15 protein-coding genes are annotated in these 17,832 nt (G+C 64.2%); 2 read left to right on the plus strand and 13 right to left on the minus strand.

Annotated features, from left to right (window positions below):
• Nucleotides 1-279: 279 nt before the first annotated feature.
• The 6 genes from P9273_RS07190 to P9273_RS07215 form a co-directional block, all read right to left on the minus strand.
• Nucleotides 280-1,776, minus strand: coding sequence for a sugar ABC transporter ATP-binding protein (locus tag P9273_RS07190; protein WP_278048252.1), 1,497 nt, complete (start codon nt 1,774-1,776; stop codon nt 280-282).
• A complete protein-coding gene (locus tag P9273_RS07195) occupies nt 1,776-2,831 on the minus strand; it encodes a hypothetical protein (RefSeq protein WP_278048253.1) in 1,056 nt (351 codons plus the stop codon). Before P9273_RS07195 ends, P9273_RS07190 begins: the two co-directional genes overlap by 1 nt.
• The gene (locus P9273_RS07200; protein WP_278048254.1) at nt 2,828-4,951 is read right to left on the minus strand and encodes an ABC transporter permease; all 2,124 of its coding nucleotides are present in this window, start codon (nt 4,949-4,951) and stop codon (nt 2,828-2,830) included. Before P9273_RS07200 ends, P9273_RS07195 begins: the two co-directional genes overlap by 4 nt.
• An 80-nt stretch (nt 4,952-5,031) precedes the next feature.
• The gene (locus tag P9273_RS07205; protein WP_278048255.1) at nt 5,032-6,057 is read right to left on the minus strand and encodes a sugar ABC transporter substrate-binding protein; all 1,026 of its coding nucleotides are present in this window, start codon (nt 6,055-6,057) and stop codon (nt 5,032-5,034) included.
• Between the two features lie 88 nt (nt 6,058-6,145).
• A complete protein-coding gene (locus tag P9273_RS07210) occupies nt 6,146-7,132 on the minus strand; it encodes an ABC transporter permease (RefSeq protein WP_278048256.1) in 987 nt (328 codons plus the stop codon).
• Nucleotides 7,133-7,411: 279 nt separating this feature from the next.
• The gene (locus P9273_RS07215; RefSeq protein WP_278048394.1) at nt 7,412-8,854 is read right to left on the minus strand and encodes a DHA2 family efflux MFS transporter permease subunit; all 1,443 of its coding nucleotides are present in this window, start codon (nt 8,852-8,854) and stop codon (nt 7,412-7,414) included.
• Between the two features lie 112 nt (nt 8,855-8,966).
• Here P9273_RS07215 and P9273_RS07220 point away from each other — a divergent pair, with 112 nt between their 5' ends.
• Together P9273_RS07220 and P9273_RS07225 are read left to right on the plus strand one after the other, a co-directional pair.
• Nucleotides 8,967-9,968 (plus strand): ornithine cyclodeaminase family protein, encoded by a 1,002-nt coding sequence (locus tag P9273_RS07220; protein ID WP_278048257.1) that lies wholly within the window; start codon nt 8,967-8,969, stop codon nt 9,966-9,968.
• The gene (locus P9273_RS07225) at nt 9,965-11,461 is read left to right on the plus strand and encodes an HAL/PAL/TAL family ammonia-lyase (RefSeq protein WP_278048258.1); all 1,497 of its coding nucleotides are present in this window, start codon (nt 9,965-9,967) and stop codon (nt 11,459-11,461) included. The genes P9273_RS07220 and P9273_RS07225 overlap by 4 nt, the downstream gene beginning before the upstream one ends.
• Nucleotides 11,462-11,479: 18 nt before the next feature.
• Here P9273_RS07225 and P9273_RS07230 read toward each other — a convergent pair whose 3' ends face one another.
• From P9273_RS07230 to P9273_RS07260, 7 genes are all read right to left on the minus strand, one after another.
• Complete coding sequence (locus P9273_RS07230; RefSeq protein ID WP_278048259.1) at nt 11,480-12,283, minus strand: 3-methyl-2-oxobutanoate hydroxymethyltransferase; 804 nt, start codon at nt 12,281-12,283, stop codon at nt 11,480-11,482.
• Between the two features lie 30 nt (nt 12,284-12,313).
• Nucleotides 12,314-12,628 (minus strand): MocE family 2Fe-2S type ferredoxin, encoded by a 315-nt coding sequence (locus P9273_RS07235; protein ID WP_278048260.1) that lies wholly within the window; start codon nt 12,626-12,628, stop codon nt 12,314-12,316.
• A 44-nt stretch (nt 12,629-12,672) separates the two neighbouring features.
• Nucleotides 12,673-13,758, minus strand: a complete 1,086-nt coding sequence (locus P9273_RS07240; RefSeq protein ID WP_278048395.1) for a fatty acid desaturase family protein — start codon at nt 13,756-13,758, stop codon at nt 12,673-12,675.
• A gap of 82 nt (nt 13,759-13,840) precedes the next feature.
• Nucleotides 13,841-15,022 carry an aldose 1-epimerase family protein gene (locus P9273_RS07245; RefSeq protein WP_278048261.1) on the minus strand — a complete coding sequence of 394 codons (1,182 nt, stop codon included), beginning with the start codon at nt 15,020-15,022 and terminating at the stop codon, nt 13,841-13,843.
• A gap of 4 nt (nt 15,023-15,026) precedes the next feature.
• Complete coding sequence (locus P9273_RS07250) at nt 15,027-15,800, minus strand: ATP-binding cassette domain-containing protein (RefSeq protein WP_278048262.1); 774 nt, start codon at nt 15,798-15,800, stop codon at nt 15,027-15,029.
• A 5-nt stretch (nt 15,801-15,805) separates the two neighbouring features.
• The gene (locus P9273_RS07255) at nt 15,806-16,756 is read right to left on the minus strand and encodes an ABC transporter permease (RefSeq protein WP_278048396.1); all 951 of its coding nucleotides are present in this window, start codon (nt 16,754-16,756) and stop codon (nt 15,806-15,808) included.
• A gap of 130 nt (nt 16,757-16,886) precedes the next feature.
• Entirely contained in the window at nt 16,887-17,831 is a 945-nt protein-coding gene (locus tag P9273_RS07260; protein WP_278048263.1) for a sugar ABC transporter substrate-binding protein, read from the minus strand.
• Between the last annotated feature and the right edge of the window lies 1 nt (nt 17,832).

The following is a 17,832-nucleotide window of genomic DNA, read 5'->3' on the forward strand; positions in this document are numbered from 1 at the left end:
GCGCGGGAAAGCACGCGACCGCGAAGGTTGGCCGAAGCACCTCAGCTTCGTCATTCTAGGGCGGAGCAAGGAGCGTAGCGACGCGCGCAGACCCTAGAATCCATTCCGTGACCGTAGTCGAGGAATGCAGCGGAGCAGAATTTTGCACCGTGAGCAGCGCTCGAAGGTAACGGCATGGATCCTCGGGTCTGCGCGCGTCGCTTCGCTCCTTGCTCCGCCCGTGGATGACAATGGGACGGACGACTCGGCCAACGGTCGACGTGCCTACCAGCCAACACCCTAGTGCACTGCCGCATACATGATCTTCTCCTCCGTCGCCTCCGCCGGCGAAAACTCCTCGACGATGCGGCCCTGGCGGCAGACCAGGATACGGTCGGATAGGTTCATGATCTCGGGCAGGTAGGACGAGATGACGACCACGGCGAGCCCTTCATCGGCCAGCCGGTTGATGATCTGGTGGATCTCGGCGATGGCGCCGACATCGACGCCGCGCGTCGGCTCGTCGAGGATGACGATGCGCGGCTGCTGCACCAGCCCCTTGCCGATCACCACCTTCTGCTGGTTGCCGCCGGAAAGTTCGACCACGCGGGCATTGTCGTTGATCGCCTTGATGTTCAGCGTCTTCGTCCATTCGGCCGAGAGCTGCCGCATCTCCTGCTGGTTGATCACCCACGCCTTCTCGCGGCCCGCGGCGAGCAGGCCGCCGAACAGGTTCTCGGCAATGCCCATTGTCTCGAAGATGCCTTCGCTTTTGCGGTCCTCGGTGACATAAACGATGCCGTCGGCCACCGCCTCGCTCGGCACCAGATAGCGCACCGGCTTGTCGTCCAATTCGATCGCGCCACCGCGCAAAAAGTCGCGCTTGTAGATGCCAGAGACGATCTTGAACGTCTCGGTGCGCCCGGATCCGATCAGCCCGAACACGCCGGTGATCTGCCCCTCGAAGATCGAGAAGGAATTGTTGCGCACGATGTTGCTCATCGAGATGTCCTGCACCGAGAGCACTTTCTTGCCGGCCTTGCGCAATTTCGTCTCGTCGCGCTGGCGGTAGATCTGCCCCGTCAGCGAGCGCCCGACCATGGCGGCGACGATCCTGTCGCGGTCGAAGGCCGATGTCTCGTCGGTGATGACCAGCTCGCCGTCGCGCAGGATGGTGATGCGGTCGGCGATCATCAGCGCTTCCTCCAGCGCATGGCTGATGAAGACAATCGACACGCCGCGCGTCTTCAACCGGCGGATCAGCGCGAAGAAATGCCGCTTCTCCTCCGGCGTCAGCGTCGCCGTCGGCTCGTCGAAGATGATGATCTCGGCATTGTGGTGGACGGCGCGCGCGATCTCGACCATCTGCCGCTTGGCCGCGCCAAGCGTCGCCACCATGGCATTGGGATCTACGGGAAAATTCAGCGACTGCAGGAACTGCTGCGCCGAAATATAGGTGCCGCGCAGCCGGTTGAGGAATTTCTCGGTGCCGAGATAGAGGTTCTGCGCCACCGTCATCGACGGCACCAGGCTGGTCTCCTGGAACACCATGGCGATGCCGGCTTCCAGCGCGGCATGCGGCGAGGCGTAAGCGATCTCTTGCCCCTTGTGGATCATCTTGCCCGATGTCGCGTCGACGACGCCGGCGATGATCTTGGTGAGCGTCGACTTGCCGGCGCCGTTCTCGCCGAGCAGCGCGTGGATCTCGCCCTTCCTCAGATCGAACGTGACGTTCTTCACCGCCGGCACGCCGCGATAGGTCTTGGTGACGTTTTCGAGACGGACGATCGGTTCCATCAGAAACCTCCCGTGATTGCGTCGAGCGCCAGCACGCAATCGCCGCCCTTCGCGGCGATGAACAGGCGGCCATCCTTTTCTGCAACGCTGCAGATGCCGTGGCGCGTGCCGTTGGCGCGGCTGTGCAGGCTGAATTGCGGCTGCAGGGTCCGATCGAGCTTCACGACGAGCCCGTAGGAGCGGCTGGGCGACCACGGCTTATGGATGCCCATGGTGCGGATGCCGCCGCATTGCAGCGGCTCGAGGAAGCTGCGGTTGGAGGCCAAAGCCGGCGCAATCCAGTAGGCCGGCGGCACCTGGTCGATCATGTCCTGGCGATAATGCGTTTCCTGCAGCACGAATTCGATCAGCCGGTTGCGCGGCGCAAACAGCGTCAGCCACGCCCCACCATCGCTGGCCGGCGACAGCCGCGAAGGATAACCGGGCAGATGCGTCAGCACGGTCGAGCGGGTTCCGTTCGCGCCGTCGAAGCGCACGAGCTGGTGGCGCCAGCTTTCGCTCACCAGCACGTCGCTGCCGACCGGGTGAAGCCCGTAGGGAAAGGCAATGTCGCCGGCGATCTTCTGAAAACCGATGCCTCCTCGGCCGCATCGCCACAGCGCACCGGACGACCCCTTCTTCATCAGGTCGGCCGCCCATTGCGACGGCGCATGTTCGGTGGAGCCGTTGGCCAGCCACAGCGTGCCGTCATCGGCATAGGCAAGCGCCGTGATGCAGCGGATCTCGGCGGGCAACGAGACCTGCTTGCCGGCGATCAGCAGTCTGCCGCTTTCGAGCCCGACCGTCAGTTCGCTGGCGGGCGACAGCGCCAGCGCGGTGACGGGGGATTGAAAGGTCTCGACCACGACGGGCTCGGAACCGGCCGCAACCGCAAGGATCGCGTTGCCGCTGGAGACGAGCAACTGGCCATCGGCCATCAGCAGGTTGTCCGGCTCGGTCAGCTCGGCAAAGGCCGGCGCGTCGTCCAGCCGCGTGTTGGGACGGAAGGCGCCGTCGAGCGGCGGAATGGTGACCGCCTTGCCGCGAAAGACGTCCAGGATGGGATCGAGGATCATGGCTTGCCTCCCCAATAGGAGGCGGGGCTCGTCCAGGTCGGGTCGGCGCCCTCGATCTTGTAGCGCCCGATGCGGTTGTTGAGGATGCCGCCGACGAAAAGATAGCCCTTGTGCTCGCGCATCGAGGTGACCATCGGATGCGCGTTGCCCGAAAGATCGCCGAGCGTCTCGACGATGCCGCCCTTCTCGTTAAATTTCACCACGCCGCCGGTGTTGATGTTGGGGAACAGCCATTCGTCCTGCGGCAGGCGCCGGGTCATGCGCTTGCGCATATCGGGATGGCGCAAGGAGAGATCGAAGCTCGGCGTGCGCATGCCGAGCCAGGCCATCCAGTAATTGCCGTCGGAGGCGCGATTGATGTTGTCGGGATAGCCCGGCATGTCGCGGATGACGCATTCGGCGGTGCCGGCCTTCGGCCCTTCCAACCAGTAGCGATGCACACGGCAGGCCCAGCTTTCGGCGAAGAACAGCGACTTGCCGTCATGCGCCATGCACACGCCGTTGGTGTAGCGGTAACCGTCGAGCAGCGTTTTGGTCGAGCCGTCCTTCGGGTCGTAGACCAAAAGGCGACCGGTGGCGCGGTTCTCGATCGAGTCCAGCGCCCAATCGTGGGCGTCGTAGCGTTTCGTGGAATCGGTGAAATAGATGCGGCCGTCGGGCGCGATGTCGCAGTCGTTCGGGTCGCGCAGCCTTGCGTCATCGACGATCGAGGTCCAGGAGCGCGCCGTTTCGGCCGACAGGCGCTTCACCTCGCGCTCCGGCGAGACCGAATAGAGACCCATGGCGCCGACGCAGCTGATCAGATTGCCTTGTTTGTCAAAGGCGAGCCCCAGCGGAAAGCCGCCGATATGGGCAAAGACCTCGGAACGCTTGTAGTCAGGCGCGAAGAAGCGGACGATCTCACCATGGCGCGTGCCGCAATAGAGATGGTCGTCGCGATCGAGGATAACGTCTTCGGGTCCCTCCAGCTCGCCAAGCCCGATATGGTCCGCGGCCGACAGCCGGTTGTCGAGCTCGTAGGACGTGCCGGAGCCCGGCGCGGCCGATTGCGTCTCGCCCATCTTGAGGTAGACCGGCGCGACATAGACCTCGTTCAGCACCTTGTGGCGGTTCTTCAGCCAGCGGATGTCGATGGTGACGGCGACCGCCAAAAGGATGCCGAGCACCATCTGGTTGGTGCCGGTGCCGTAGCCCAGCCGGATCAATCCGTTGGTCATAGTGAGCACGATGATCGCGCCCATCAGCCCCTTGACCACCGAGCCGCGTCCGCCGCCAAGGCTGACGCCGCCGACCACCGCCGCCGTCAGCGCCATGATTTCGAGGTTGAGGCCGGTGCCCGGCCCCGCCCCGCTCAAGCGGCAGGCGATGAGAAAGCCGCCGATCGAGCAGCAGAAGCCGGAAAAGACATAGGTCATGAACACGGTGCGACGCACACGGATGCCGGCATTGTGCGCCGAGCGTCGGGAGCCGCCCACCGCCAGCACATGCCAGCCCGGCCGCGAGCGCGTCAGCGCGATATGCGTGACGACGGCAAGAATGATCGCCAGCCAGACCGAGACCGACAGGCCCCAGAAGGTGCCGTCGCCGATGAAGTCGAGCACGTCGGAGCTCGCTTGGGACAGCTGCACGTCGGCGGCATAGGCGGTGACTAGGATATCGAACAGCGCTCGCCCGAAGATGAAGGTAACCAGCGTGGTGAGGAAGGCGCGCAACCTGAGATAGCCGACCAGGTAACCGTTGATGGCGCCGAAGACGAGCCCGGTGCAAAGCGCCGCGACCAAGGCCAGCCAGATCGACTGTTCGAGGATGAAGAAGACATAGACGGCGGAAAAACAGGACAGCGCGAAGATCGAGCCGACCGAAAGATCGATGCCGCCGCCCAGCATCACCACGGTCATGCCGATGACCACCAGCGAGAACTCGCCAAGCTGGCGCGTCGATTCCTGCAGCGAGGTGAGCTTGAAGAAGCCCGGAATGACCGAGCCGAACACGCCGAGCGTCGCCACCAGCGCCAGGAAAGGAATAGCGTTGTCGGTCCAGCGTTTGGTCAGGATCTCGCCGACCAGATGGTCGGGCACGAAATTGTAGCGCCAGGCCTGGAGGCGTTCACGGAAAGTCATCGGCTGCTGCTGTCATGAAACGGGAAAGAGATGGCCGGAACGATCCGGCCACCTCACGGGATGCTTTTTGGGCGCGCGGCTTATTTCGCCGCCGCTTCGGCCTGCAGCGCCTTCAGGTCCCAGCAGCTGTCGGGCTTGAGGTCGGCCTTGGTCGTCGCCTTCTCCAGCGTGTAGATGTAGGTGTGCGACGTGCCGGCCGGCTGGCCGCTCTGCAGCAGGAACTTGATAATGGCGTTCATGTCGCCCGACTGGCGGGCAAGATCCGTCATCACCACGGCGCCATAGGTGCCGTCTTCCAGCTTGTCGCAATCGGCCGCCTTCTCGCCGCCGCCGGTGGTGACCAGGAACACCTTGCCCTCGAGCTTCGCGTCGCGGATCGCGGCCGAGGCGCCGGTGGCGTCGCCATCCCAGAAGTCGATGATCGAGCAGATATCCGGATGCTGCTGCAGCATCGTCGTCGTCACGTTGCGCGAGGTGGTCGCGTCCCAATTGGAATCCGGCTTGGCGACCACTTGGAAGTCGGGATGCTTCTCCAGCACCTTCATGATGCCGGCATACTGGTAAAGGCTGGAGGAGTTCGCCTGGTCGCCCTGCACCAGCCCGATCTTCTTGGACGAATTCTCGCCGCAGCCCTTGATCGCCGCTTCCGCCTCGAGCTGGCCGAGCTTGTCCCAGTCGCTGCCGACGAAGGCGTCAGCCGGGAAGTTCGCTGGATTGTCGACCAGGATAACGTAGGTGCCGACGGCCTGCGCCTTCTTCATCAGCTTGGAATAGGAGTTGAGGTCGGGCGCATGGATGATCAGCACGTCCGGCCGGGTGTCGGACGCGATGGCGTCGGTGATCGCCTGCGCGCCGGCATCGACCACCCAGTTCGGATCGCGGGTCTCGAACGTGCCGCCCCAGGCCTCGACTTCCTTCTTCAGATAATGCGCCCAGCCCTGCGCCAGGTCGAAGCCCATGGCCAGCGGCACCAGCATGACGCGCTTGCCGTTGAGCGCCTTGGCATAGGCGGCGGGACCAGGATCGTCGGCGGCGAAGCCCGGCGCTGCGAAGGCGGTAATGGCGAGCGCCGTGGCGGCGGCCATCAATGTTTTCAACAGTTTCATGTTACATCCTCTGGTTCGGTTTTCATTGCCGGCCGATCGTCGCGATCGCTCCGGGTACCCCTGAGCAGGATGGGCTAGCCCATCTGCTCTAAATGTCACCCTGTTGCGCCGTCTGCTCGTCGCGCGGATTGATGATGCCGTCGACGATGATGGCGCCTAACAGGATCGCCGCCTTGATCAGGTTCTGGTAGAGTAGCGGAATGTCGATAATGGTCATGGCGTTGAGCAGGATGCCGATCAGCGCCGCCCCCACCAGCACGTTGCGCACTCCGCCCCTGCCGCCCGAAAGGCCGATGCCGCCGATCACCGCCACCAAAACGATGTCGTAGAGCAGCGTCGAATTGACGATGCGGGTGTTGATCGAATGCAGGCTGGCCGCCGTCAGAAGCCCGGCGATCAGCGCCACGAAAGCCGAGAGCACATAGCGCAGCACCAGCATGGGCCGCACCGGAACGCCGATGTTGCGGGCAGCGACCGGATTGTCGCCGGCGAAATAAATGAAACGGCCCCATTTGGTGTAGCGCAGGAACAGGAAGACCAGGAAAGCCAGCCCGGCAAAGACGAACACCTCGACCGGAATATCGAGGAAGCGAACGCCGCCGAGCAGCTCGACCCAGTGTCCGCCGGGCACCGGCACGGCATCCTGCGTGATCAGTTGCGACCGCACATAGCCGAACACGAAAGAGCCGGTGGCCAAAGTGACGAAGATCGCCGGCACGTCGGCATAGGCGACGAGGAAACCGTTGAGCAGGCCGATGGCGAGTACGCCCGCCAGCACATAGACGAAGGCGAGCCCGTCCGAGGTTCCGGTGTTGAGCAATTGCAGGTACCAGGCGACCGACATCGCCATGATCGCGACCGCCGAGAGGTCGATGCCGCGGCCGATGATGACGACCGCCATGCCAAGCGCCAGGATGCCGAGCACCGAGACCGAGCGGACGATGGCGACCAGATTATCGGCTGTCAGGAACCCAGGCAGGCCGAGCGCAGCGGCAGCGAACAGCAGGATGGCGATTGCAAAAACGATGCCTTCCTGATTAAGGCGCCTCCAGTTCAGCCAGCCGGTCGCATTCATGGCTTATGTCTTTCGCCCCGATGGCAAGGCTTGCCGGCCTCCATCCCGCACGAAAGCTAATCGGCTCAACAGCGGCTCGTCAAATGAATCCGCTTCAAGACCCGCGCCTCTCCGACTATTTGCCGAGTGGACGCATCGATTGCCGAAACTGGCGCAATAGGCGGAAACTCTTGTGCTTTTTGGCGGTTCGCCAACGCGATCGCGCGATCTGTGGAAGAACCCGTTCGAAGGCGGCGCCGCTGGCGCAATTTGCGTCCGCAAAATGCGCCCGGCGCGACCTCAATTGTTCGTCGAATGGCCTGAAACCTCGGCGCCGGCATTGGCCGGCAAGATCAGGAAGCGCATCGCCGCGACAAGACCAAGCAGGCCGATGGCGACAAAGGTGATTCTGAAGTCGACGAGGTCGGGCAAGGCTTCGCCCCTGACGATCTGCGAAAGGTTGAGGATCGCCGCCGAGATCGCCACGCCGAACAGCATCGCAATCTGCTGCAGCATCGAGGAGAGCGTCGCCGCCGAGCTTCGCTGCGGCGCGCCGATATCGGCGAAGGCAAGCGTGTTCAGCGCGGTGAACTGCATCGAGCGCGTGAGGCCGGCAATCACCATCAGGGCCACCACCAGCGCCAGCGGCGTCTGCGGCGAGATCGCGCCGCAGGCCATGATCGCCAGCGAAGCGATCACCCCGTTCACCACCATCACGGTGCGGAAGCCGAAGCGCCTCAGCGTCGGTGTCGTCACGGTCTTCATGCCAAGATTGCCGAGGAAATAGGCCAGCACCAACAGGCCGGCATCGACCGGACGCAGGCCGAAGCCGACCTGGAACAGCAGCGGCAGCAGGAAGGGTGTGGCATTGATGGCGATACGGAAGACCGTACCCGCGGCAAGCGTCGAGATCGCGAATGTCAGCACCTTGAAAGCCGAAAGGTCGAGCAGCGGATGCCGGGCCTGCAGAAGATGGCGAACGGCGAGCCAGCCGATCACGATGCCGATGCCGATGGAGCCTATCGTCGGCAGCAAGCCGTCCTCGGGATGCGCCAGGCGCTCGAGCCCGTAGAGCATCACCGCAAGGCCGAGCGAGGTGAGGAAAAAGCCCGGCCAATCGAATGGCTTGGCCTCGGAATCGCGGTCGCCCGGCACGAACCGGGCGAGGAGCGCCAGCCCGGCCAGCCCCAGCGGAGCGTTGATAAAGAAATTCCAATGCCAGGAGAGATAGGTGGTGATGAAGCCGCCGAGCACCGGCCCGACCACCGGCGCGAACAAAGCCGGCCAGGTGATCAGTGCCGTGGCGTTGAGCAGCTCCGACTTTTCGGCGTTGCGCAGCACCAGGATACGGCCCACGGGCGTCATCAGCGCGCTGCCAAGGCCCTGCACGATGCGGGCGGCGACGAACGCGGTCAGGCTTTGCGAGATGCCGCAGGCGATCGAGGCCAGCGTGAACAGCGCGATCGCAACAAGGAAGATGTTGCGCGCGCCGAACCGGTCGGCAAGCCAGGCCGACAGCGGCACGAACACCGCCATGGTCAGCATATAGGCGGTGATGCCGATGCTCATCGCCACCGCCGGCACGCCGAAGGACCGGCCCATCTGCGGCAGCGACGTCGAGATGATCGTCGAATCCAGTAGTTGCATGAAGAAGGCGACCGCAACGATCAGAGCGACGCGTCGGGATTGCCCTGCGGAAACTATCGGCCGGGACACGTCTTCGTTGTCGGAGATGCTGGTCATGACGCGGTGGTTGAACAGCATAAACCTGGTACAGTCCAGAGCTTATCCAACAAACTTCCGTGTCCCGGTTTCGCCTGTTATGGATGAGCCCGGGGGTGGCCGAGGAAAACGCATGAAGCCCATCTATATCGACTACCTCAATGCTCTCGACATTGACGCACTTGCAATGACCGACGCCGAGATCATCGGCGCCGTCGAGGCCGGGCTCGTCGCGCAGGGTAACGGCCAGACCGTTATCGAGCCGCGCGTCCATCTCGAGCCCGATCCCTCCTTCCACGGCCACTTCAACGTGCTGCGCGGCTATGTGGCGCCGCTCGATGCGGCAGGCGTCAAGATCGTCGGCGATTATGTCGGCAACTACATGCATGGCCTGCCGTCGGAATTCGGCATCCTCAATCTTTTCGATCCGCGCACCGGCACGCCGCGCGCCATCCTCGATGCCACCGTCATCACCGATATGCGCACCGGCGCCGTCACCGCCATCGGTGCCAAGCATCTGGCGAAGAAGTCGTCAAAAGTGCTCGCCCATATCGGCGCGCGCGGCACCGCCTACTGGAACGTGCGCCTGCTCGACCATCTCTTCGATTTCGACGAGATCCGCGTCCATTCGCGACGGCCCGACAGCCGCGATAGCTTTGCCGCGAAGCTCGCGGCCGACCTGAGCAAGCCGGTCATCGCCGTGGCCGACTGGAAAGGCTGCGTCGAAGGCGCCGATATCGTCGTCGAAGCCTCGCGGCTGCCGGAACCGCAGCCGCTGCTCAAGACCGAATGGATCAAGCGGGGCGCGCTGGTGGTGCCCTATGGCACGATGAGCGCGGTCGAGCTGTCGCTGACCGACATCATGCAGAAGATCGTCGTCGACGACTGGGGCCAATGCAAAAGCGGCAAATTCGGCTCGCTGCGCGCCCATGTCGAGACGGGACGGCTGAGCGAAGCGACGCTGCATGCCGAGCTGGGCCAGATCGCCGCCGGCCTCAAGGCAGGCCGGCAAAGCGATGGCGAGACGATCCTGTTTTGGCATCGCGGCCTCTCGCTGTCCGACATCGCGCTCGGTAAGGCCATGCTCGCCAAGGCCAGCGAAAAGGGCATCGGCCAGAGGCTGCGCTTCGCATGAGCCCGCTCGTTCTCACCGGTGCGGGCGTCAGCATCGATGATGTGGTTGCCGCCGCGCGCAACGCCTGCAAGGTCGAGGTCACGCCGGCCGTCCTCGAAAGGCTCGACAACGCACGCCAGGTCCTCGATGCCGCCGCGGCCGCGGGCCAGCAGATCTACGGGCTGAACAGGGGCCTCGGCGCCAATCTCGTCACCGCGGTCGAAGGCGACGCGAGCGCCTTCCAGCGCCAGCTGATCGAAGGCCGCAGCGCCGCGGTCGGCGAGGCCCTGCCGACGCCGGCGGTGCGGGCGGCGATGTTTGCCCGTCTTGCCATGCTCGCGCCCGGCGGCTCGGGCCTGTCGCCGCGCGTGTTCACCGCGCTGGTCGACGCGCTCAATGCCGGCGTGCATCCGGTGATGCCGTCGCTGGGCTCGATCGGTGCCGGCGACCTTCTGCTGATGGCGGCGATCCCCCGCGTGCTGATCGGCGATGGCGAAGCCGAATATCAGGGCCGCCGCATGCCTGCCGCCAAGGCGCTGATGATGGCGCGGCTCGCACCCGTCAGCCTTTCGCCCAAAGACGGCCTTTCCCTGATCAACGCCTCGGCGGTTTCAGCTGGGACCGGAGCGCTGGCGCTTACCGATGCGCTGTCGGCGCTCGACCAGCAGCAACAGGCCGGCGCGCTGACGATGGAAGCCATCGGCGCCAACCGCACCATCCTCGATCCGCGCCAGCATCAGGCGCGTCCGGGTGCCTGCCAGCAACTTGCGGCGAAAGCCCTGCGCGACCTGCTGGCCCGCGATGAAGCGCCGGCACCGACCACCATCCAGGATCCGCTGTCGATCCGCTGCATGCCCTCGATCCATGGCGCGCTGATCCAGGCGATCGACAATGCCAGGCTGGCTGTCGAGATCGAGCTCAACGCCGCCGCCGACAATCCGCTGGTGCTTGCCGAGGATGAGCTGGTCATGTCGACCGGCAATTTCCACACCGCGTCGCTGGCGCTCGCCTTCGAGACGCTTGGCCTTGCGATCGCGCAATGCGCGGCGGCATCCGCCGCGCGCTTCGTCCAGCTCACCGGCTCGACGCGTCATGGCCTGCCGAAATACCTCTCGCCGGTGGGCGGCGCTTCCGCCGGCTTCGTGCCGCTGCAGAAGACGGTGACGGCCATCCTGGCCGCGATCCGCCACAAGGCCAATCCGGTGATGCTCGATTTCCTGCCTGTGTCCGAGGGCGTCGAGGATCACGCCACGCAGACGCCGCTCGCCGTCGCGAAATGCGCTGAGATGATCGTGCTGTGGCGGCGGCTGATTACCTTCGAGCTGATGGCGGCAGCGCAGGCTGTCGATTTGCGCGAGGGCATTACGCTCGCGCCGGCCACGGGCACAATCCACGCGGCCGTGCGCTCTCATGTGGCGACGCTCAAGGAAGACAGGCCGCTCGGCATCGATGCGGAAGCGCTTTACGCCGCCCTCGCCAGCGGAATTTGGCAAGGTCCCCCGGCAACCGGCTGACGCTTTTCGACCCTTGGCTCAGGGCTTTGCCTCCACCTTCTTCATGAAGAGGGTAAGCTCGTCCGGATCCATGTGCACGATATGCCTGTCTTCCGGATAGGCGCCGCTGTTGACGTCGGCGACATATTCCGAGAACGCCGCGATGCGCTCCTGCTGCAGCCGGTCATATTCGGCGGCAAAGTTGCGGTAGACTTTCGAGTGGCGCGGCATGTGACCGCGATTGGTGCCGAGAATATCCTCGGCGAACAGGTACTGGGCGTCGCAGCCGGTGCCCGCGCCCATCGACAGCATGATCAGCGAGGTGCGCTCCGAAATCGCCTTCGCCACCTCGACCGGCACGACCTCGATCTCGGCGCCGATCGCGCCGGCGGCCTCCAGCTGCTTCACCGCCTCGAACACCTTCATCGCCGTGTCGGCGGTCTTGCCGACGGCCTTGAAGCCGCCGGTCCAGGTGGCGCGAGACGGAATCAGACCGACATGGCCGATGACGGGGATGGCGTCATCGGCCATGCGCTTGATCGTAGCGTAGCCGGCGCTGCAATAGACGGCGTCGGCGCTTGCCTTGTAGAGGCGGAACGCCCAGCGCACGAAATCGTCGGCCGTGCCGATCTCATAAAAATTGTCGCCCGGCATGGTGAAGAGGCTGGGCGCGGCATCGCGATATTGCGGATTGAGCACCAGCTCCGGCGGCACGGAGACGATATCCACCCCTGCCCGCTCGGCGGCCTCCGCCTCCTCCAGCGTCAGCACGCGCAGCATGGTCAATTGCCGCTTGCCCTTCATGGCGCGCAGATCGGCAACGGTTGGTCTCTTTCGGCTCATTGATGTGTCCCTGTTGATTCGCCCACGGCCTCAGCCGATATCGATCATCACCTTACCGGCCTCGACCCGGACCGGATAGGTCTTGAGGTTGACGCAGACCGGCGCGCCCTTGGCCTCGCCGGTCTTGTAGTTGAAGCGGCCATTGTGCTTGGGGCATTCGATGATGTCGTCCATCACCAGCCCGTCGGCCAAATGCGCCTTTTCATGCGTGCAGTAGCCGTCGGTGGCGAAGAATGCGTCGTCCGGCGAGCGGTAGATCGCGAACGTGCGGCCGCCATGGTCGAAGCGGATCACATCCTCCTCGTCCACATCGTCCACCGCGCATGCTTCGACCCACTCCGCCATCGTCCTTCTCCGGCCATCATATTCTCTGGATTGCCATGCGGCGCCTATTCGGCGGCGGCCGCCGTTATGTCGAGATCATGGAATTCGCCGCGATAGGGCTTGGCCGTCGGCGGCAATTCGCGCTTGAGATAATAGTCCTCATATTTCAGCTGCCTGAGCAGCACCGGCCAGACCTCGCGATAGGCGTGCCACATCGACGGGTTCGCCACCGGCAGATCGTGCTTGATCAGTTCATGCAGCTTCGGCAGCGCGTGATAAGGCACCATCGGGAACATGTGGTGCTCCACATGGTAGTTCATGTTCCAGTAAATGAACCGGCTGATCGGGTTCATGTAGACGGTGCGCGTGTTCAACCGGTGATCGGTGACATTGTCGGCCAGTCCGATATGCTGCAACAGCCCCGTCAGCACCATGTGCCAGGTGCCGTAAAGGCGCGGCACGCCAATCAGCACCAGCGGTATCCACGACCTAAGCGCGATCGCGACAGCGATCGTCGCGGCATAGACGACCATATGCCAGCGCGCCGCGATCACTGCTTTGTGCTGCTCCATCTCAGGGATGTAGCTCTTCTCGTCGTCCGACAATGTACCGAAGGCTTGGCGCACCAACGTCGGCAGCGAATAGCGGAAGTCGAGGATGCCGGTGAAGGCCAAAGCCGCCTTGATGAGGTCCGGCGGCCGCATCACCGCGATCTCGGCGTCGCGGCCGACAATGATGGTGTCGGTGTGGTGGCGCGCATGGCTCCAGCGCCACTGCACGGGGTTGCGCATCAGCATGAAGGAGGCGATGTGGTAGACGACGTCGTTCATCCAGCGCGTGCGGAAGGCGGTGCCGTGGCCGCATTCGTGCCAGCGTGAGTCGCTCGAAGAGCCATAGAGCACGCCATAAACGAACAGGAACGGAACGACCCACCATGTGCCCCAGAACCAGACGATGCCGGCCGCCGAGCCCAGGATCGCGGAAATCCATATGATGGTGTCGCGGATCGCCGGCCCGTCGGAGCGCTGCATCAATTCCTTCATCGTCTTGCGCGGCACGTCCGTGTGGTACCATTCGGCCGAGGCGAGCCCGGTCTCAATCGCCCTGCGCGTGCTTTCGCCGACAAGGCTGTAGTCGCGCTTCTTTGCCACCGTCACATCGGCCTCCAATCTTCACGCAGAGCTGGCAATCCGGTCCGCCGGCCGGAGAGCTCGCTATGGATAAATGTCGCGCTCATGCCCTCCCCGCCAGTCTTGGGAAATTGCCGGATGGTTGAGGATAATCCTGCTCTGGCTGACGGGCGATGGCCGCGATCCTTCGTTCCGCATCTGCGATCGCATCCTTGCCATCGAGGACGCGAAACACCGCGTCATAGGCGCGGGTCTCGCCATGCTCCAGCCAGATCATCTCACCGCGCTCGCGCGCAGCCAGGTTGCCGAGCACATGGTGCGTCGAGGGCTCGATGCCAAGCGCATACTGCCCGGCCTGGAAATTCTGCCACTCGTAGCAACAAGGCAACTGGTCCTTGCGGGTGACGACTTCGAAGCCGAGGCCAAGCCGGTCGTTGACGACGGCGACCGGCACTTCGCCCTTGCCGTCGGCGCCCAGCTCATGCTGCCAGACCTGTTCGCTGAAGCCGAGCTGAGGCCCGGAAACGGTACGGTAGCCGACCTTCTGCGCCTCGTAGCGTTCGCCGGCGTGTGCTGCCCAGACCACGTCACGGATCGGCGCCAGATAGCGCGAGCCTTCGTCGAGCAGCGGATGCCCGACATTGACATGATAGAAATACATATGCGGGGTGCGATGGAAGCCGTGATTGACGACCCGGTCCGAAAGCCGGATTTCGCTGCCGCCGACATCGGCCTCGATGCGGCGGATGAGATGCAGATCTTCGCCGAACACGCTTGCCTGTTGGACGATTCCCTCCGCCCACAAAACGCAGCGGTCGCCGTCCCAGTTTTCGCCATAGCCGGTGAGCCGCGCTGGGATGGTGCTGACGCGGCCATGCAGCGAATGCGTCACCGTCTTGCGCCCGGGATAGTTGTAGTTCTCCGCCGGCACCTCGTTGCGGCCGAGGATGTGGTCGAGGCCGCAGGTGACCAGCAGGCCGGAGAAGGACCGTCCCCAGGCGAAGCCGTCCTCGCCTTCATAGTCGTGGAGGCCCGGGTTGCGAAAACCGCTCGGCGAATGCCAGCCGATCGCCTGGCCCTTGTATTCGCAATCGGCAATGTCGAGTGCGCGGTCGATGAGCGCCGTGAAGCGCAGGCCCGAGCCTGTGCGGAATTCGAGCATGCGGATGCCGCGCTCGACGCCGTCTCCGAGCGTCATCAGCCGCACGCCCGCGAATTGCGACAGCATGCCGGAACGTTCCGCGACCTGCCGCCGTGAAAGCGTCTGTCCGTAGAGCTTCACCATCCCGTCACTGCGCCCTTTTCATCAGGGCCGACAGGTCGGCGCCGGTTATCAGGCTTTCCACGGTCAGAAGGTCGGTGTCGGCGACCGTCTGCTCGGCGACGATCTCGCCGCGGCGCATGACGATGATGCGATCGGCGACTTCGAACACATGGTGGATGTTGTGGGTGATCAAGAGCACCGAATGCCCGGCGGCTCGCATCTCTTTCACGAAGCGGAGCACGCCATGCGTTTCCTCAACGCCGAGATTGTTGGTCGGCTCGTCGAGGATGATCACCTTGGCGGCGAACTGCATGGCGCGCGAGATGGCGATCGACTGGCGCTCGCCGCCGGACAGCGTCGAGACCAAGGCGTCGGCGTCGAGCTTCTTCGAAATGCCGACGCGCTTGAGCAGCGCCGAGGCCGCATCGCGCAGCTTGGCGAGGTCGAGCGGCGCGAACACGCCGAGCCATTTGAGATTGACCGGCTCGCGGCCGAGGAAAAGGTTGCGCGCGATGCTGAGGTCGGGCGCAAGCGAAGTGTCCTGATGAATGGTCTCGATGCCGAGATCCATCGCCTCGCGCGTCGAGCGGATCGAGACCTTCTCGCCCCGCACATAGATGTCGCCGCGATCGATCGGGAAGACGCCGGAGATCGCCTTGATCAGCGTCGACTTGCCGGCGCCGTTATCGCCGAGCAGCGCGACCACCTCGCCCTCTTTGAGCGTCAGCGAGGCATTCTTCAGCGCGCGCACGCTGCCGAAGGATTTTTGTAAGTTCTGCAGCCGGAGCACTTCCTGCATTGTCGTCAGCTCCTTGCGGCGTTTTTCTGCAGCAGAGCGTGCAGGATGAGCATGGCGAGGATGATGACGCCGACAAAGATGTTGTAGGCAAGCCCCGGCACGCCGACGAGCACGATGCCGTTGCGGATCGCGCGCAGCATCAGCGCGCCGACGATGGTGCCGAGGATGGTGCCTCGCCCGCCGGTCAGCGCCGTGCCGCCGACCACCACCATGGCGATCACTTCGAGCTCATAGCCGGTTCCCGCCACCGGCGAGGCCGCCGAGATGCGGAAGGCGCTGATCATGCCGGCAAGCCCTGCGAGCACCGAGGTCAGGATGAAAAGCCAGATCTTGACGGCGTCGGCCGGCACGCCGCGCGCCACCGCCGCGTTGCGGTTGGAGCCGATGGCGCCGATCCAGTTGCCGAGCTTGGCGTAGCGCAGCACATAAACCGCAAGCAGCGAGAGCCCGATGAACCACCAGAGCGAGGTGTAGAAGCGGAACGCGCCGATGTTGAAGCTGCCGGCGAGCAGCGTGACGAAAAAGCCCGGCTGGTCCCAGGACTTCAGCGGAAACCCTTGTGTGATGTAGAGCGCGGCGCCGCGTACGATAAGCAGCATCGACAGCGTCACTAGGAAGGACGAGATGCCGATCTTGGTGACGATGACGCCGTTGATGGCGCCGATCGCGATGCAGAGCAGCAGACCGGCCAGCAGCGCCATGCCGATATCGACCCCGGCGTTCTGTACCAGGAGCATCACCACCACCGGGGCGAGCGCGAAGACTGCGCCGACCGACAGGTCGAATTCGCCGGCGGTCAGAAGCAGCGTCATGCCGAGCGCGATAATGCCGAGCTCCGGCAGGAACGCCATCATGTTGGAGATGTTGAGCGGCGACAGGAAGTTGCCGTCGGCGACCGCGAACACCACCAGAAGCACGACGAGGATGACGAAGGAGGAGAATTGCGGCGAGCGCATCAGACTCGACTTGGCCTTCGCACGCCCCGCGCCATCTTCCGCTGTAACTGCCCCGGCTTGCTGGACCATGACTTGCTGAACCATGCTTTCTGCGTGGCGCCCGACGTTCACACGACGGGCGCCAGTTCTCTCACTTCTTGTCGTAGAGCTTCAGGATCGGCTCGACGCTGGAGGCGTCGTAGAGGCCGAAGGTGTGGATGTCGTAGCCGATCGGCTCGCCCGAAGCGGCGAGGCCGAGCAGCGCGACCGGCATGAAGCCCTGGGCCGACGGATACTGCCAGGCGGCGGCGTTGACGAAGCCGTCCTTGACCGCCTGGGCCGTCTCCTTGGAATTGCCCCAGCCGACGACCGGGATCTTGCCGGCCGGAATGCCCGCGCCGTCGAACACCCGCTTGACGCTGGCCGCAACGGAATCGCCCAGCGCAATGATCGCCGGCGGATTGTTGGCGACCATATAGTCGGTCATCTTGGCGATGATGCCGGCCGGATCGGTGCCGCAGTCGACCACGTCATACTTGATGCCGAGCGGATCGAAGACGCCGGCGATGCCCTCGGTCTCGAGTTGCTGGTAGCTGGCGCCGGGCACCTCGACCGGCAGGAACACCTTGTCTCCCTGCTTCACCATCTTATGGTCGACGAGATACTTCGCCCAGATGGCGCCGGCTTCCTTAAGGTCAGCGCCGACATAGGCCTGGCGGCCGGTTGCCGGGTCGTCGGTGTTGAAGAACACGATCGGAATGCCGGCGGCCTTGGCGGCCTTCACTTCCTCCGTCCACAGCCCGGGCTGCGCCGAGGTCGTGGCGATGCCGTCCGGCTTGGCGGCGAGCGCCGAGTTGAAAGCCTCCTTCTGCGCCGCCATGTCGCCGCCGCTGAAGGAGATCTTGCAGGTGACCTTAAGCTGGTCGCAGGCCTTGGTCGCGCCGGCGTTCCAGTCGATCCAGAACGCATCGGACGGGCCGCCATGCGACAAGAGATAGAACGTCTTCTGGCCGTCCTGCGCCTGCGCAGCTGAGCCGAAGGCGAGGCCCGCAAGCACAGTCGCCGCGGCCGCCAGCTTCAATCCAAACTTCAACATT

The sequence above is a fragment of the Mesorhizobium sp. WSM4935 genome (genome assembly GCF_029625735.1).
Classification (GTDB): Bacteria; Pseudomonadota; Alphaproteobacteria; order Rhizobiales; family Rhizobiaceae; genus Mesorhizobium.

Bases quoted from the DNA above. Each gene is read 5' to 3' on its own strand.
- P9273_RS07230 (WP_278048259.1), bottom strand. From the start codon at position 12,283: ATGAGCCGAAAGAGACCAACCGTTGCCGATCTGCGCGCCATGAAGGGC.
- P9273_RS07245 (WP_278048261.1), bottom strand. From the start codon at position 15,022: ATGGTGAAGCTCTACGGACAGACGCTTTCACGGCGGCAGGTCGCGGAA.
- P9273_RS07260 (WP_278048263.1), bottom strand. From the start codon at position 17,831: ATGTTGAAGTTTGGATTGAAGCTGGCGGCCGCGGCGACTGTGCTTGCG.
- P9273_RS07225 (WP_278048258.1), top strand. From the start codon at position 9,965: ATGAGCCCGCTCGTTCTCACCGGTGCGGGCGTCAGCATCGATGATGTG.
- P9273_RS07215 (WP_278048394.1), bottom strand. From the start codon at position 8,854: ATGACCAGCATCTCCGACAACGAAGACGTGTCCCGGCCGATAGTTTCC.
- P9273_RS07220 (WP_278048257.1), top strand. From the start codon at position 8,967: ATGAAGCCCATCTATATCGACTACCTCAATGCTCTCGACATTGACGCA.
- P9273_RS07200 (WP_278048254.1), bottom strand. From the start codon at position 4,951: ATGACTTTCCGTGAACGCCTCCAGGCCTGGCGCTACAATTTCGTGCCC.
- P9273_RS07190 (WP_278048252.1), bottom strand. From the start codon at position 1,776: ATGGAACCGATCGTCCGTCTCGAAAACGTCACCAAGACCTATCGCGGC.
- P9273_RS07210 (WP_278048256.1), bottom strand. From the start codon at position 7,132: ATGAATGCGACCGGCTGGCTGAACTGGAGGCGCCTTAATCAGGAAGGC.
- P9273_RS07205 (WP_278048255.1), bottom strand. From the start codon at position 6,057: ATGAAACTGTTGAAAACATTGATGGCCGCCGCCACGGCGCTCGCCATT.
- P9273_RS07195 (WP_278048253.1), bottom strand. From the start codon at position 2,831: ATGATCCTCGATCCCATCCTGGACGTCTTTCGCGGCAAGGCGGTCACC.
- P9273_RS07255 (WP_278048396.1), bottom strand. From the start codon at position 16,756: ATGCGCTCGCCGCAATTCTCCTCCTTCGTCATCCTCGTCGTGCTTCTG.
- P9273_RS07250 (WP_278048262.1), bottom strand. From the start codon at position 15,800: ATGCAGGAAGTGCTCCGGCTGCAGAACTTACAAAAATCCTTCGGCAGC.
- P9273_RS07235 (WP_278048260.1), bottom strand. From the start codon at position 12,628: ATGGCGGAGTGGGTCGAAGCATGCGCGGTGGACGATGTGGACGAGGAG.